At 64.9% G+C, this 14,747-nt stretch carries 19 protein-coding genes; 9 read left to right on the top strand and 10 right to left on the bottom strand.

Going from position 1 to position 14,747, the window contains the following annotated elements; translation table 11 throughout:
* Positions 1-31: 31 nt before the first annotated feature.
* The 5 genes from SxD43FB_RS11540 to SxD43FB_RS11520 all read right to left on the bottom strand — a co-directional run bounded on the left by SxD43FB_RS11540 (position 32) and on the right by SxD43FB_RS11520 (position 3,762).
* Positions 32-1,096: a DNA-directed RNA polymerase subunit alpha gene (locus SxD43FB_RS11540; RefSeq protein ID WP_037477455.1), complete on the bottom strand. Its 1,065-nt coding sequence runs from the start codon at positions 1,094-1,096 to the stop codon at positions 32-34.
* 119 nt (positions 1,097-1,215) lie between these two features.
* Positions 1,216-1,605 carry a 30S ribosomal protein S11 gene (gene rpsK / locus SxD43FB_RS11535; RefSeq protein ID WP_004208752.1) on the bottom strand — a complete coding sequence of 130 codons (390 nt, stop codon included), beginning with the start codon at positions 1,603-1,605 and terminating at the stop codon, positions 1,216-1,218.
* Positions 1,606-1,683: 78 nt separating this feature from the next.
* On the bottom strand, positions 1,684-2,052 hold the full coding sequence (gene rpsM / locus SxD43FB_RS11530; RefSeq protein WP_037477457.1) for a 30S ribosomal protein S13: 369 nt from the start codon (positions 2,050-2,052) through the stop codon (positions 1,684-1,686).
* A gap of 208 nt (positions 2,053-2,260) precedes the next feature.
* Positions 2,261-3,028 (bottom strand): glutaminyl-peptide cyclotransferase, encoded by a 768-nt coding sequence (locus SxD43FB_RS11525; RefSeq protein ID WP_255245691.1) that lies wholly within the window; start codon positions 3,026-3,028, stop codon positions 2,261-2,263.
* Positions 3,025-3,762 carry a folate-binding protein YgfZ gene (locus tag SxD43FB_RS11520; RefSeq protein WP_096062293.1) on the bottom strand — a complete coding sequence of 246 codons (738 nt, stop codon included), beginning with the start codon at positions 3,760-3,762 and terminating at the stop codon, positions 3,025-3,027. Before SxD43FB_RS11520 ends, SxD43FB_RS11525 begins: the two co-directional genes overlap by 4 nt.
* Positions 3,763-3,838: 76 nt before the next feature.
* Between SxD43FB_RS11520 and SxD43FB_RS11515 the strand changes: the two genes are divergently transcribed.
* Positions 3,839-5,170 carry a dihydroorotase gene (locus SxD43FB_RS11515; protein ID WP_096062292.1) on the top strand — a complete coding sequence of 444 codons (1,332 nt, stop codon included), beginning with the start codon at positions 3,839-3,841 and terminating at the stop codon, positions 5,168-5,170.
* Here the strand turns inward: SxD43FB_RS11515 and rarD are convergent.
* Both rarD and SxD43FB_RS11505 read right to left on the bottom strand, forming a co-directional pair.
* Positions 5,167-6,036: an EamA family transporter RarD gene (rarD, locus tag SxD43FB_RS11510; RefSeq protein ID WP_255245690.1), complete on the bottom strand. Its 870-nt coding sequence runs from the start codon at positions 6,034-6,036 to the stop codon at positions 5,167-5,169. The two genes, SxD43FB_RS11515 and rarD, sit on opposite strands and share 4 nt — an antisense overlap.
* A gap of 29 nt (positions 6,037-6,065) precedes the next feature.
* Positions 6,066-6,287: a hypothetical protein gene (locus SxD43FB_RS11505; protein WP_043150086.1), complete on the bottom strand. Its 222-nt coding sequence runs from the start codon at positions 6,285-6,287 to the stop codon at positions 6,066-6,068.
* Positions 6,288-6,446: 159 nt separating this feature from the next.
* Here SxD43FB_RS11505 and SxD43FB_RS11500 point away from each other — a divergent pair, with 159 nt between their 5' ends.
* From SxD43FB_RS11500 to SxD43FB_RS11465, 8 genes are all read left to right on the top strand, one after another.
* Positions 6,447-7,190 carry a hypothetical protein gene (locus tag SxD43FB_RS11500; protein WP_096062290.1) on the top strand — a complete coding sequence of 248 codons (744 nt, stop codon included), beginning with the start codon at positions 6,447-6,449 and terminating at the stop codon, positions 7,188-7,190.
* 89 nt (positions 7,191-7,279) lie between these two features.
* Complete coding sequence (gene crcB, locus SxD43FB_RS11495) at positions 7,280-7,666, top strand: fluoride efflux transporter CrcB (RefSeq protein ID WP_096062289.1); 387 nt, start codon at positions 7,280-7,282, stop codon at positions 7,664-7,666.
* Positions 7,663-9,117: an RluA family pseudouridine synthase gene (locus tag SxD43FB_RS11490; RefSeq protein ID WP_096062288.1), complete on the top strand. Its 1,455-nt coding sequence runs from the start codon at positions 7,663-7,665 to the stop codon at positions 9,115-9,117. Before crcB ends, SxD43FB_RS11490 begins: the two co-directional genes overlap by 4 nt.
* Entirely contained in the window at positions 9,114-9,716 is a 603-nt protein-coding gene (locus SxD43FB_RS11485) for an FMN-binding negative transcriptional regulator (RefSeq protein WP_096062287.1), read from the top strand. Before SxD43FB_RS11490 ends, SxD43FB_RS11485 begins: the two co-directional genes overlap by 4 nt.
* Entirely contained in the window at positions 9,713-10,372 is a 660-nt protein-coding gene (locus SxD43FB_RS11480; RefSeq protein ID WP_037474391.1) for an HAD-IA family hydrolase, read from the top strand. Before SxD43FB_RS11485 ends, SxD43FB_RS11480 begins: the two co-directional genes overlap by 4 nt.
* Positions 10,369-10,623 carry a hypothetical protein gene (locus SxD43FB_RS11475; protein WP_096062286.1) on the top strand — a complete coding sequence of 85 codons (255 nt, stop codon included), beginning with the start codon at positions 10,369-10,371 and terminating at the stop codon, positions 10,621-10,623. The genes SxD43FB_RS11480 and SxD43FB_RS11475 overlap by 4 nt, the downstream gene beginning before the upstream one ends.
* Positions 10,620-11,309 carry an ATP12 family protein gene (locus tag SxD43FB_RS11470; RefSeq protein WP_096062285.1) on the top strand — a complete coding sequence of 230 codons (690 nt, stop codon included), beginning with the start codon at positions 10,620-10,622 and terminating at the stop codon, positions 11,307-11,309. Before SxD43FB_RS11475 ends, SxD43FB_RS11470 begins: the two co-directional genes overlap by 4 nt.
* A gap of 107 nt (positions 11,310-11,416) precedes the next feature.
* Positions 11,417-12,199, top strand: a complete 783-nt coding sequence (locus SxD43FB_RS11465) for a hypothetical protein (RefSeq protein WP_096062284.1) — start codon at positions 11,417-11,419, stop codon at positions 12,197-12,199.
* A 35-nt stretch (positions 12,200-12,234) separates the two neighbouring features.
* Here the strand turns inward: SxD43FB_RS11465 and SxD43FB_RS11460 are convergent, their stop codons facing one another.
* Genes SxD43FB_RS11460 through SxD43FB_RS11450 form a run of 3 tightly spaced genes read right to left on the bottom strand, consistent with a single transcriptional unit; the run spans position 12,235 to position 14,719 of the window.
* On the bottom strand, positions 12,235-12,891 hold the full coding sequence (locus SxD43FB_RS11460; protein ID WP_096062283.1) for a murein L,D-transpeptidase catalytic domain family protein: 657 nt from the start codon (positions 12,889-12,891) through the stop codon (positions 12,235-12,237).
* 52 nt (positions 12,892-12,943) lie between these two features.
* Complete coding sequence (locus SxD43FB_RS11455; protein ID WP_096062282.1) at positions 12,944-13,255, bottom strand: hypothetical protein; 312 nt, start codon at positions 13,253-13,255, stop codon at positions 12,944-12,946.
* Between the two features lie 6 nt (positions 13,256-13,261).
* Complete coding sequence (locus SxD43FB_RS11450) at positions 13,262-14,719, bottom strand: L,D-transpeptidase family protein (RefSeq protein WP_176482755.1); 1,458 nt, start codon at positions 14,717-14,719, stop codon at positions 13,262-13,264.
* Positions 14,720-14,747: the final 28 nt, after the last annotated feature.

The following is a 14,747-nucleotide window of genomic DNA, read 5'->3' as shown; positions in this document are numbered from 1 at the left end:
CCCCGCTTTCGCGGGGATGACGGAGTTTTCTTTAGCCCAGCAGCTCTTGTTCGAGCTTCTTGGCCATTTCCTCGATATTCTCAGGCGGCCAGCCGGGGATGTCCATGCCCAGGCGCAGCCCCATGGACGACAGCACTTCCTTGATTTCGTTCAGCGACTTGCGACCGAAATTGGGGGTGCGCAGCATCTCGGCTTCGGTCTTCTGGACCAGATCGCCGATATAGATGATGTTGTCGTTCTTGAGGCAGTTGGCCGAGCGGACCGACAGTTCCAGTTCGTCCACCTTCTTGAGAAGATAGCGGTTGATCTGGTTGGTGTCGCCTTCGCTGTCCGACGTCGATGCGACGGCATGGCCGCCCTGCGAGGGGGCTGCGGTCGGCAGCGCGTCTTCGAAGTGGACGAACAGCTGGAGCTGGTCCTGCAGGATACGGGCAGCGAAAGCCACCGCGTCTTCCGGCGTGACGGTGCCGTCGGTTTCGACGGTCAGCGACAGCTTGTCATAGTCCAGTTCCTGGCCGACGCGGGTGTTGTCCACCTTATACGCGACCTGACGGACCGGCGAGTAGAGCGCGTCGATCGGGATGAGGCCGATCGGCGCATCGGCCGGGCGGTTGGCAACGGCGGGGACATAGCCCTTGCCGATGTCAGCCGTCAGTTCCATGTTGAGCGTGGCGCCCTGGTCGAGATGGCAGATGACCAGATCGGGGTTCATCACCTCGATATCGCCGACGACGCTGATGTCGCCTGCCTTGACCACGGCGGGACCAGTGGCGGAAAGCTGCAGGCGCTTTGGCCCGTCGCCTTCCATCCGCAGCGCAACCTGCTTGATGTTGAGGACGATATCGGTCACGTCCTCACGCACGCCAGCGAGCGACGAAAATTCGTGCAGGACGTTCTCGATCTTGATCGAGGTGACCGCCGCGCCCTGGAGCGAGGAAAGAAGAACCCGGCGTAGCGCGTTGCCAAGCGTCAGGCCGAAACCGCGCTCTAGTGGCTCGGCGACGAAGGTCGCCTTACGCTTGCCGTCGCTGGTTGGCTTGATTTCCAGCGCGTTGGGCTTCTTCAATTCCTGCCAGTTCTTCATGTTGACAGTCATGTAATTCCCCTGGGGATGTGGCCGAAACGCTTATGATCCTGGACCCGACAGGACGTTGCGGCCGATGCAGACGGGTAACGGGCGGCGCGTCCGCCGCCCGCCATATCGCTCAGCCGTGGTTAGACGCGGCGGCGCTTGGACGGACGCACGCCATTGTGCGGGATCGGCGTCACGTCGCGAATCGAAGTGATGTGGAAGCCGACGGCCTGCAGCGCGCGCAGAGCCGATTCACGACCCGAACCAGGGCCCTTGACTTCGACTTCCAGGGTACGGACGCCATGTTCGGCGGCCTTGCGGCCCGCGTCTTCGGCGCACACCTGAGCGGCGTACGGGGTCGACTTGCGGCTGCCCTTAAACCCCATCATGCCGGCCGAGGACCAGGAAATCGCATTGCCCTGGGCGTCGGTGATGGTCACCATGGTGTTGTTGAAGCTGGCGTTGACGTGCGCGACGCCGGCCGAGATATTCTTGCGCTCACGGCGCTTAATGCGCTGGGGTTCGCGTGCCATTTTGCTCTATCCTACTGAAATCGTTTAAAAGGAGAAGTCGCCGGAGGGTCAGGCCAAAAGGCCTGCGACCCTCAACGATTACTTCTTCTTACCGGCAATCGCCTTTGCCTTGCCCTTGCGGGTGCGCGCATTGGTGTGCGTGCGCTGGCCACGAACCGGCAGACCCTTACGATGACGCAGGCCGCGATAGCAGGCCAGATCCATCAGGCGCTTGATGTTCATCGCGGTGTTGCGACGCAGATCGCCCTCGACCGTCAGGTCGGCGTCGATGGTTTCGCGGATCTGGAGCACTTCGGCGTCCGAAAGATCCTGAATACGACGGCTCTGGTCGATGCCGAGCTTGGTGGCGATATCAACGGCGGTCTTGCGACCAATGCCGTGAATGTAGGTGAGCGCGATGATTACGCGCTTGTTGGTCGGGATGTTAACACCCGCAATACGTGCCATGGTACTTAAATCTCCTGCTCCACGGGGCGATTGGCGTCACCCCATCTCAAAGCGTCAAAGGCCGGTTTTCCTGGCGGAAAAGCGCGATCCATACTATCCTCCGAGACGCAAAAAAGACGGTCAGTGCGCAAAGCACTGCCGGTCACCTGCGTGTCGGGATCGGTCGCCACTAGCGATTCGGCCGCTTCCTGTCAACCACATGGCTGGTCTATTCGGCTGCGCGGGCGACCTTTATCTCGAACAGCTTGGGCCAGTTCTTGCCGGTCACGAACAGGCGATCCCTTTTACTGTCCCAGGCGATGCCGTTGGCCACCGCTTCGCTGTCCGTCACCCCCGCCGCCTTGCGCAGCGCGGATATGTCGACCCAGTCGATCACGGCGCCATTGCTGGGGTCGACCCGGGCAATCTTCGTGTCATACCAGATATTCGCCCAGATTTCACCGCGCACATATTCCAGCTCGTTCAGTCGATCGACCGCCCGACCGTTCCAGCTGACGGTGATGCGGCGCTGTTCGGTCAGCGTGTCAGGATCGAGGAAGCGCAGTTGCGCGGTGCCATCGCTCATGATCAGGCTCTTGCCATCCTGCGTCAGGCCCCAGCCTTCGCCTTCATAGCGGAAGTCGGCGATCGGCGCGAAATCATCGAGCCGCCAGACGAAGCCGCGCCGGTGCCGCCAGGTCAGGCTGACGATCCGGTCATTCCAATTGACCATGCCCTCCCCGAAATAGGGGCGATCGACGGCACGGCGGGCCAGCACTTTGCCCGTGCGTAGCGCCACTTTGCGGATGTCCGACCGGCCTTCCAGTCCCGTGCTTTCGTAAAGCGCGCCGTCGTGGAAGAAGAGGCCCTGGGTAAAGGCGGTCTCGTCATGCGGGTAGGTTTTGACCAGCGTCCAGGGCGTGTCGGCCATGGCTGGGGTAACGAGGAGGGCGAGTAGGGCCAGAAGGAGCGTCCGCCCCATGCGTCGGCAGGTCATTCCGCCACCTGCGCCGCTATGGCTTGCGCCAGCCAGTCCGGCAGCAGCGCGGGGTCCAGATCCTCCACCCGCCGCAGTTCGATCGACAGACCAAGGTCGGGCAAGGCAGCCCGCTGGCGCTTCTCCTCTGCCTGCGCCAGCGGCACCGCGACCAGCCGCCGGTTCACCTTGGCGCGATAATGCATCCGCGCGGTATTTTCCTGCCCGACATAGCAGCCCTTGTCATAATCGACGCCATGCAGTTCCCCGGCATTGGTTTCGAGCCAGAGCGTCTGATCCTGTCCCAGCTCGCTCACCCCTTCGAACACGCCGATCGCCAGCCGATGCGCGCGGAAGGCGGCAGAGGCATCCCCCTCCCCCGCTGGCGCGATCCAGCGATGGCCGAGCGCGGGCAGGCGCGGGTCGAGCGGCCTGTCCTGCGCATCGGGTGCCCAATGCACCGCCAACGCATCGTCCCGCGCAATTACCACCTTGCGGCGCAGGCGATAGAGGGTGAGGCGCCTGGCGAGCGCATCGGCTTGGCCAGCCTCGCAGTCGATCAGCACATCCTCGCCGTCTCCCCACAGCAGGAAGTCGAACAGCGCCTTGCCCTGCGGCGTCAGCAACCCGGTCCAGCGCGCCTCCCCTGGCTTGAGCGTCAGCACGTCGCGGGTCAGCAGCCCTTGCAGGAAGGGCTTTGCCTCCTCGCCCGAAATTCTGAGGAGCGCGCGGTCGGTGAGGGTGGTGCCGGTCATCGGCTTTAGGTAGGACAGTCGCGCTGAATAACCAACCCGTTCGGGCCGAACGGGTTTTGACAAGCGGAACCACGCCATGACCCAGACTTTCGACCTGATCCTCAAGAACGGCACCGTCCATACACCGGGCGGCGCGGAGCAGACGGACGTGGGCGTGCGCGCAGGGAAGATCGTGGCGATCGGGACGAGCCTGGGCGATGCAGGCGAGGTGATCGACTGTAGCGGGCTGGACATATTGCCCGGCTGCATCGACAGCCAGGTGCATTTCCGCGAGCCGGGCCTCGAACATAAGGAAGACCTCGAATCAGGCAGCCGCGCGGCGGTGCTCGGCGGGGTGACCGCCGTGTTCGAAATGCCCAACACTAATCCCAACACCGACACGGCCGCGCGCGTCCATGACAAGCTGGTCCGCGCCCGGCATCGCATGTGGTGCGACCATGCCTTTTATGTCGGCGCGACGGCGGACAATGCCGAACAATTACGCGAACTGGAACGCATCCCCGGCACGGCAGGGGTCAAGATCTTCATGGGGGCCTCGACCGGCAGCCTGCTGGTCGATGACGATGATGCCCTGTCGCGCGTACTGGCCAGCGGCACCCGCCGCGTCGCCATCCATGCCGAGGACGAGGCGCGGATGAACGCGCGCAAGGATTATCGGGTCGAGGGCGACCCATCGTCGCACCCTGTCTGGCGCGACGATGAAAGCGCGATGATCGCGACCAAGCGGATCATCGCGCTCGCCCGTGCCGCGCGGCGGCGCATCCACATCCTGCACATCACGACGCCGGCCGAGCTGGAATATATCGGCCAGAACAAGGATATCGCCACATGCGAAGTGACGCCGCAGCATCTGACGCTGGCGGCGGAGGACGCCTATCCGCGCCTTGGCAGCTATGCGCAGATGAACCCGCCGATCCGCAGCGCCGCGCATCGCGACGGGCTGTGGCAGTGGCTCAATCAGGGCGTGCCCGACGTGTTGGGCAGCGACCATGCGCCGCACACGATCGAGGAAAAGGCCAAGACCTACCCGGCCAGCCCCAGCGGCATGCCGGGCGTGCAGACGCTCGTGCCGCTGCTGCTCAACCATGTGGCAGAGGGGCGGCTGACGCTGCGCCGCTTCATCGAACTGACCTCGTCAGGGCCGCAGCGGGTGTTCGGACTGGTCGGCAAAGGCCGGATCGCGCTTGGCTATGACGCCGACTTTACCGTGGTGGACCTCAAGAAGCGCTGGACCGTGGGCAAGGCTTGGCTCGCCTCGCGCTGCGACTGGTCGCCATTCGAGGGGATGGACCTGACCGGCAAGGCGGTCGGCACCATCATCCGCGGCCATCGCGTGATGTGGGAAGATGCGCTGGCCAATGCCGCGGTGGGCGAACCGGTGCGGTTCGAAGCGACCGAATTTTCCTAAGCCGTCGCGACCCGATTGCGGCGGGCGGCCTTCACGCTGTCCGTCGCGAACAGGATGAGGCCGACCCAGATCAGGCCGAAGCTCAGCATCTGGCCCCGGCTTAGCGTCTCGCCGAACAGCACGACGCCGCAGACAAATTGCAACGTGGGTGCGAGATATTGCAGCACGCCCAGCGTCGCCATGGGCAGGCTGCGCGCGGCCGTGGCGAACAGCACCAGCGGCACGGTGGTCACTACGCCTGCGATGATAAGCAAGGCAGTGGTCGATACATCCTGTCCAAAGCCGATGGGACCATGGCTCGCCTCCCAGGCGAGATAGGCGACCGCCAGCGGCGCAAGGAGCAGCGTTTCGACCCCCAACCCCGTCATCGGGGCTACCGGCGTCATCTTGCGGATGAGGCCATAGAAAGCGAAGCTGAAAGCCAGCGTCAGGCTGATCCACAGCGTCGTAATCGCGGACGCCGCCAAGATGGCGACTCCCACCGCCGCAAAGCCGATCGCCAGCATCTGCCCGCGCCGCAAGCGTTCCTTGAGTACCAATACGCCCAGCGCCACATTGACCAACGGATTGAGGAAATAACCAAGGCTAGTCGCCACGACATGGCCGTCATTGACCGCCCAGACATAGACCAGCCAGTTGATCGCGATCATCACTGCCGATCCAGCCAGCGCCAGCAGCAGACGACGATCGCGCAGCACGGCGATCATCGGGCCGATACCGTTGCGCAGCGCCAGCAGCGTCAGGATCAGCAGCAGCGACCAGAGGATGCGCTGGGTAACGATTTCCACCGGATCGACATGGTGCAGCAGCCGGAAGAAGATCGGCAGCAGCCCCCAAAGCCCATAAGCGCCCAGCGCCGCGAGCAATCCCCGGCGTGTACTGGCGTCCGCGTCGGTCAGATAAGCCCCCCGCCCATGAACAGCCGCAACGCGCCGAACGCCGCGACGATCAGGCAGAAATTGCGGCCACCATTTTTCGAGGAGAACATGCCGATAAAGGCGCCGAACAGCGCCATGGGCACGAAGATCCAGTTGAGCGCGCCCAGAAACGGAAAGACCGCCGGGATCATCATGATAAGGGTGACAAGGCCGATAAAGCCGGACAAGATATTGAGCATGATGGTCAGATGATCCTTTCGCCGCGCGCGAACAAGTCGGTCGACAGGGCCAATGCGCAGAAACTGGCCTTGCGATAGGGGAATTTTTCGCGATTCACCAAATGTCCTAACGAAAAATTAACCTCCGTTCTTCATGCCTTGTTTACGAAGGAGTGAAGAATGGCGTTTTTCCGGTCTGTTTCCCTGCTCACGCTTATGGTTGGCCTGGCCGCCTGCGGCAAGGGCGACAAGGACGCCAATCTCGCCGCGCTCGACGCGCAGCTCACCAACAATGCGGTCGATCCCGCGCTCAAGGGCGCGCTGGCCGACCCGATCGTGGTCGATCCGCAACTGGTGGGCCAGTCCAACCGCAACGCCGTGCGCCCCGCCGACCAGCCCGCCAATGGCGCAGTGCCGGTGCTGTCGGGCGATGCCGGTGCGGCCCAGGCGCAAGCGGTCAAGCAGGCGGGCGGCAAGCTGCTCTCTGCCCCTGCCGCCAGCGAAGGCACCGCCATGGCGTCGCGCGTCACGCTGGGTGCCGTCGCGCGCGAACAGGCGACGCGGCGCGGCGGCACGGCCAATTGCTCGAAGAAACTCGCCTATGGCATGGAATGGGCGCAGCGCCTGCCCGACCCCTTCGCCCTCTATCCCGGCGCGCAGCTGACCGAAGCGGCCGGCGCGGAGACCGACGGCTGCACCCTGCGCGCGGCCAGTTTCGTTACCCCCGCCCCACGCCAGGGGGTGATGGACTATTATTATACCGTAGCCCGCCGCGCGGGTTACGACGGCGAGCATAAGATATTGGGCGGCGACCATGTGCTGGGCGGCACGCGCAAGGCCGATGGCAGCGCCTATTTCATCCTCTTCACCGATGCGCCCGGCGGCAAGACCGGCGTGGACATCATCGCCGACAACGGAAAGTAACAGGCGTCCGCTTCCTGCGCTTGAGGCGCAGGAAGACTGTTTCACCATCGACCTTTCCCCTTTGGCGGAATCGCTATAGGGCGATAGTCATGACCAATATCTTTCTTGTAATGGGCGGCGGCGCGGTTGGCGCGGCGCTGCGCTACCAGCTTGGGCGCTTCGCCGGGCATTTGACGCCTGGCGCGACCTGGCCCTGGGGCACCTTTGCCGCCAATCTGATCGGCGGTTTCGCCATGGGACTGCTGGCCGGATGGCTGGCGCGCGGCAGCGCGGTGGCGGGCGAACCGATCCGGCTGCTGCTCGGCGTCGGCCTGCTCGGCGGCTTCACCACCTTTTCCGCCTTCAGCCTCGAAACACTGCTGATGTTCGAGCGCGGCCAGATGATCGTCGCCTTGGGCTATGCGCTGGCGTCGGTGATCGGCGCAGTCGTGGCGTTGGCGCTTGGCCTTACCGTGATGCGGAGTATCGTGGCATGAAGGGTCGTCCCCCACCCAAAAGCGACGCCCCGCGCGGTCGCAAGCCTGCCGCGCCTGGCAAATCCACTGGCGGCAAACCCGCTGGGAGCAAGTCAGGGTTCGGCAAGGCCGCTGATGGCAAGCCCGGCGGCGGTGCGAGATCCTTTGCCAAGCCATCGGGCGCGCCTGGTCGCGCTCGTGGCGGAGCCAAGGCCGCGACCGCACGCAAGGGCGAAGGCGGCAAGCCTGCCTTCAAGGCCCCCTTCAAATCCGGCGCGAAGCCAGCGGGCAAGCCCGCCGCCAAAGCGGCGGTGGCGAAAGTCGCCATCGTACCGTCCACGCCAGCCAAGCCCAGCGTAGCGAAGGGCGTCTCGCTCGACGTGCGGCAATATCGGGTCCAGCCCGACGATGACGGCATCCGCCTCGACCGCTGGTTCCAGCGGCATTTGCCCGATGTCGGCTTCAACATCGTGTCGCGCTGGTCGCGGACCGGTCAGTTGCGCATAGACGGCGCGCGTGCCGCACCGGGCGACCGCGTTGCCGAAGGGCAGATGATCCGCGTACCGCCCGCCGAAGCCAAGGCACCTGCCGCCGAACGGCCCAAGCGCGCCCGCGTCATCGACCTGACCGAGGACGAGATCGCTTTCGTACAGGAGATGGTGATCCATCGCGACGCGCAGGCGATCGTCATCAACAAGCCGCCGGGCCTGTCGACACAGGGCGGCACAAGGACCGACGAGCATGTCGACAAGCTGCTCGACGGCCTGATGTTCGATTCCGAATCGCGCCCCAAGCTGGTCCACCGGCTGGACAAGGACACGTCGGGCGCGCTGCTGATCGCCCGCACCAGCCGTGCCGCCGCGCATTTCGCCAAGGCCTTTTCCAGCCGCACCGCGCGCAAAGTCTATTGGGCGCTGGTGATCGGCGTGCCGTCCATCTCCGACGGGATGATCGAACTGCCGCTCGCCAAGCAGCCGGGCACCGGCGGCGAGAAGATGCATGTCGATGAGGAAGAAGGCCTGCCCGCCCGCACCCGCTATCGCATCATCGAGCGCGCGGGCAACCGCGCCTGCTGGGTCGAGCTGCAACCCTATACCGGCCGCACCCACCAGTTGCGCGTGCATCTGGCGGCGATCGGCCATCCGATCGTGGGCGACGGCAAATATGGCGGCAAGGATAGTTTCCTGACCGGCTCGATCAGCCGCAAGATGCATCTCCACGCCCGCCGCATCCGCGTCGATCATCCCGATGGCGGCCGGGTCGATGTGATGGCCGAGCCGCCGACGCATTTCGCCGCCAGCCTCGCGGACATGGGCTTCGACCTCAGCCTTGGCGACATGCTGCTCGACGATGAGATCGACCGGACCCCGACCCGCGAGGATGAAAAGAAGTTCGCGCGCCAGCATGCCAAGCAGGTCCGCAAGGACCGCAAGGGCGAACGCCGGTCGCGCGGAGGTTCTCGCGACGAATGACGCCGGGCGCGCCCTATCGCTGGACCGATGAGGCCGCGATCCGTGATTTCGTGACGCAGACGGGCTTCGGCCTGCTCTGCGTCGCTGCGCCCGATCGGATGCATGTCGTCCATTTGCCGCTCATCTGGCTGGACGAGCGGCGGATCGGCCTGCACCTCCACCGCGCCAACCCGATCGTGCCGCATCTGGACAGGCAGGACGCGCTGATCGTCGTCACCGGCGATCAGGCCTATATCAGCCCCGACTGGTATGGCTTGCCCGATAAGGTGCCGACCTGGAACTATGTCGCGGCCGAACTGCGCGGGCCGATGGCACGATTGGATAAGGCCGAAACCATCACGCAGATCGATGCGCTGAGCCACGAGCAGGAGCGACGGCTGGCACCCAAGCCCTTATGGACGCGCGACAAGATGAGCGATGGCCTGTTCGACAAGACCATGACCGGGCTGGTCGGCTTTGCGATGCAGGTCGAGGCGATCCACGGCACTGCCAAGCTGGGGCAGGACAAGCCCGAAGCAGCGCGCATCGGCGTTGCCGACGCGCTGGATGCCGTGGGCGAAGGCGCGTTGGCGTCGCTGATGCGGGGGACATTGGCATGAGCAATCCGCTTGTCGTGTTCGATTGCGACGGGACGCTGGTCGATAGCCAGCATAGCATCTGCACCGCCATGACCCGTGCGTTCGAGGAAGCTAAGCTCGCGCCGCCCGATCGGCCCGCCATCCTCTCGGTCGTCGGCCTGTCGTTGCCGCTCGCCATCGCGCGGCTGTTGCCCGACGCGGAGGCGGATTTTCATGATCATCTGTCCGACCGCTACAAGCTGGCATTTCAAGCGATGCGGCGGGAGGAGGGCGTGTGCGAACCGCTCTATCCCGGTATTGCCGATCTGGTGGTGGAACTGGATGCGGCGGGTTGGCTGCTGGGGGTCGCGACCGGCAAGTCCGATCGCGGGCTGGCGCTGTGCCTCACCCATCACGGCCTGATCGACCGTTTCGTGACGCTCCAGACCGCTGACCGCCACCCGTCCAAGCCGCATCCCTCCATGCTGCTGACCGCCATGGCCGAAGCCGGAGCCGCGCCCGACACGACGGTCATGATCGGCGACACCAGTTTCGACATCGACATGGGGGTCGCAGCGGGCGTGCGCAGCATCGGCGTCGCCTGGGGCTATCACCCGCCTGCCGAGCTGCTAGCATCTGGCGCGCAGGCGGTCGCGATGGACAGTGCGGCTTTGCGCGGCCATATCGGCGCACCATGACAGATATGCCCCCGATTCCGCCCATCGACCGCGAGAAGATCGCGCGTCAGCGACACTTCGCCATCGGCCTGTTCCGCCTGTCGGGCGCGTTCGTCGTGATGATCGGCTTCCTTGCCATCATGCAGCGCTTTTCCTGGGTGCAGGGTGACAAGGCCAAGGCGTTCGGCGCGATCATGGTCGTGGTTGGCCTGTTCCAGTTCCTGGTGGTGCCGCGCCTGATGCTGGCCCTGTTCAAGCGGACCGGCGCATGAAGCGTTTCTACAAGGATGTGACGATCGTCGCCGAGGGTGATGGCCATGCCATTCGCCTCGACGATCGCCCGGTCCGCACCCCTGCCCGCGCGCTGCTGACGCTGCCGACATTGGCGCTGGCGCAGGCAGTTGCCGAGGAATGGCGGGCGCAGGGGGAGACGGTCGATCCGGCGTCCATGCCGTTCACCGGCCTCGCCAATGCAGCGATCGATCATATCGTACCCAATTGCGCGCAATTTGCCGCCGGGATCGCGCGCTATGGCGAGAGCGACCTGCTCTGCTATCGCGCCCAGGCACCCGAAACGCTGGTGGCACGGCAGGCTGCCGCTTGGGATCCGTTGCTCGACTGGGCGCGCGCGCGCTATGATGTGACGTTCGTGGTGACGCAGGGCATCTTGCCGGTCGCCCAGCCCGAAGCGACGCTCGCCCGGCTGCACGCCGCAGTTGCGGCGCACGACCCGTTCCGGCTGGCGGGCCTGTCCACGCTGGTAACGCTGAGCGGGTCGCTTGTTTGCGGCTTGGCGGTAGTGGAAAATAGCCATAGTGCTGAAGCAATATGGCCGATCGCCGAGATCGACGAGGCTTGGCAGGTCGAACAATGGGGCGAAGATGCGCAGGCGGCAGCCCGCAGCGCCCGGCGCAAAAGCGAATTTTCCATGGCCGGAGCCTTTTGCGCGATGAGCTGAGTTTGACGGGGTGGGAACTCCATCGTTCCTTCGTTCATTAAAGATGTTGCGGGGCAGCAATGATGCCCAACCGATATTTTTAGACGACGAACAAGGAGACCCTGACGTTGCCAAAGTCCGCACTGATCGCATTTCTGACCCTTTCGACGGCGATGACCGCCCCTGCATTCGCGCAGGAAGCGCCCGCCGCGCCCGCCGCTTCGGCACCGGCCGCCACGACGCCGGCCGATCCCGCCGCGCCCGCAGAGGCCGCGCCTGCAGCAACCGCGATGACGCCGGAACAGATCGCCGCCTTCAACACGGCCGTCACCGATTTCACCGCCGGGCAGAGCGCGCAGCAGAGCGGCGACAACGCGACGGCCATCACCAAATATGAAGCGGCCATCCCCGCCATCAAAACGGCGGTCGAATCCGATCCGTCCAAGATGGACAATGTCAATTTCCTCGCCAATGCGCTGTACGCCAACGCCGCTGCCTATGGCGCGATGGGCCAGTTGGACAAGACGATCGCCCTCTACGGCGAATCGCTCCCCTATTGGCGCAAGGTGGTGGAAGCCAAGCCGACCGACGCAGCCAGCCGCAACATCCTGGCCGGCATCCTGATCCAGATGGGCAACCAGAAGCTGGGTGCGCAGGACAAGGCTGGATCGGCCCCGCTCTATAGCGAAGCGCTGACGCTGGCCCGTAAGTCGGTCGCGGAAAATGCCACCGACAATGTCAGCAAGAATATCCTGCTGTCCGCGCTGATCGGTGCCAGCCAGTCGACCAGCGACACGGCGCTTCAGGCCGAAGCCGTCGAAATGTCCAAGAAGATGCTGGCTGACGGCAGCGTCGATGCGACCAACAAGCCTTCGGCGCAGGCGCTGACCGGCGCGCCCCAGGCTGGCTAAGAGGTTGTAGGGTTGAGGGGGCGCTAAAAACCCCTTCAACCCGCTCCGATCTTGTCGGCGTAGAGCAGCCGACCCGTGCCGAGCAGCCCCAGCAAGTGCGGCAGCATATGCGGCGCGACCGCGAAACAGCCTTCGCTCCGGCCGCATTTACCCCAAGCGGCGATATGATCCTCGCCCACATAATCCGCACCGTGCAGAACGATGGCGCGCGGCTCCGCATTATTATTCTGCGGGTCCAGGCCCGCGAGCCGCATCGCCTGCCCATGCTGCCCAACATACATCTCACCCGTCCGAAACGCACCCGATGAACTTGCCAGCGAATTGGGTTCGTTGGAAAAGCTCTGCAGCCAGCCGGAATGAGCGGGGTCGGACCCGCGGCCATGCGCGACCAGATAGCTGCTGGACTGGCCGTTCATCAGATCGACAACGTGAAAGCGCAGATCCTTCGACGGGGCATCGAAATCGGCGATGGCCACCCGGTCCCGCAATAGGACGGCACCCGCATGGCGGTCCAGTGCCGCCTTCGCGCGTGCGAGCAGCCCCGCATAGGGGGGCTGCGGCGCGGCGCGCGGCATCGCGGGGAGGGGTACAGGTTGGGGCGCCGTCGGCAGCGCAGCCTTGCCCATCGTGTCGGGCAGAAATGTCAGGGCGAATCCGCTTAGGGCGAATTTCGTGAAATTGCGGCGATCCATCCGCACGCTATAGCAAAGGGAACGCCCCGGTCCAAGACCGGGGCGATGCGCTTCATTCCTCCGTACCGCTCGCCTCGTCCGCTGGCTGCGCATCATCGCGCATATCGGGCAGGCGCGCGGTCATGCCGGTCGCATCGGCGTCGTCGAGAATCTGCTGCTGCTCCGACACCGATGGCGGCGCTGCGGGCGTCGGCGCGACGGCGTTGTTCGACGGCATCGGCAGCGCCGTATCCGGCTCTTCGATGATCACATTTTCGACCGGCGGTTCGACCAGATTGTTGACGACTGGCGCCTCCTCTTCCTTCTTGCCGCACGCCGACAAGGCAAGGGCACCGATGAGCGCGGCAAAGGCAATTTTACGCATGGGGGATCAATCCTTCAAAGCTACAGTGGCGGCGGGGGCAGCGGTCGGATCGACACGTCGGCTCGACGCTTCGATCTTGCTCGCAAGCAGCTTGTCCCAACCATAGGGGTCGGCACGGAAGCTCATTGTGCCATTGTTGCTGGCAAAAGCAGTCCAATACAGCAGATAGACCGCCACATCCTTGGGCAGGGACACGCGCTGGGTCTTGCCTTCGTCGATCAGACTCTGGATCTGGCCATTCAAGGCCGGGTCGCTCGCCACCATCAGTTCGGCCAGCGATACCGGCTTTTCCAGGCGGATGCAGCCATGGCTCGCCAGCCGGTCATAGCTGGAAAACTTGCCCCGCGAGGGCGTGTCGTGCAGATAGACGGCGAACGGGTTGGCGAAGTCGAACTTCAAACGGCCAAGCGCGCTGTTGGGTCCGGCAGGCTGGACGATCCGCTCGCCGCCTTCGGGCGTCTTGACGATCTTGTAGCCCTGCTTGATCAGCGTCGCCCGCCCCTTGGGGAAAAGCTCGCGCCGGGCGATCGACATGGGCACGTTCCACGGCGGATTGACGACGATCGAATGGATGTTCGACATGAGCATCGGCGTCGCATTGTCGGGGCTGCCCGTGACGGCGCGCATCGAACTGATCGGCTGGTCGCCTTCGAACATGGTCAGCACGGCCGCCGCGATATTCACCTGGACCCGGTTGACCGGCAAGTTGCGCGGCATCCAGCGCCACCGCTCCATATTCGCCATGATCGCCGCGATCCGGTCATCCACGCTGACGTTGAGCGCCGCCAGCGTGCGGGTGTCGAGCAGGCCGGTGGGGTTGAGGCCATAGCGGCGCTGCGCGCGCTGCAACACGTTGCTCAGCTTCTCGCCTGGCGTCACGGCGCTATCCTCGATCGCGATACGCGCGCGCACCACGTCGGGCGCGGACTGCGCGGTCAGCGTCGGCCAGCCGCCTTGATCGCGAATCGCTTCGTAGCGGACCAGTCCCTGGCGCAATCCTTCATAGCCCGCATAGGGCGGGGTCAGGCTGCTCGCCCATTGTGCGAGCCGATCCTCGGCCACGGCCCGCGCCAGCGACGGGCGGGGGTCGAAAGGTGCGGGGCGGAGCGCCCAGACTTCCAGGAAATCGGCGGTATCGACGCGCCCGGTGGACAGCGCCTTGGCCCGGTCGAGCAGTGCGCGCACCAGCGCCTCGCCCGACAGCGGCCCGCTCGCCTTCTGCCGCGCCATCAATCCCTGCGCCGCGCCCTGCTTCAACCAGTCATTGGCCCATGCCTCCTGCGCCGCTGACAAGGGCGGGATCGGTGCGGGCAAGGGCGCGGCCGGAATCGCTTGCACCATGCCAGGCGCGGGCGAAGTCGGCGCGGGCATGGTCGGCACCACCACGGGCGGCGCGGCCAGGCTTTGGGCGGCGACGGACACCGCACTGACGCCAAGCAGCGCCAGCAACGGAAGACGGATCATATCGGGACGGTTCATGCTGGACCAGATA

The organism is Sphingobium sp. D43FB, from assembly GCF_002312805.1.
Taxonomy (GTDB): domain Bacteria; phylum Pseudomonadota; class Alphaproteobacteria; order Sphingomonadales; family Sphingomonadaceae; genus Sphingobium.
This window is presented reverse-complemented; position numbering and strand designations above follow the sequence as displayed.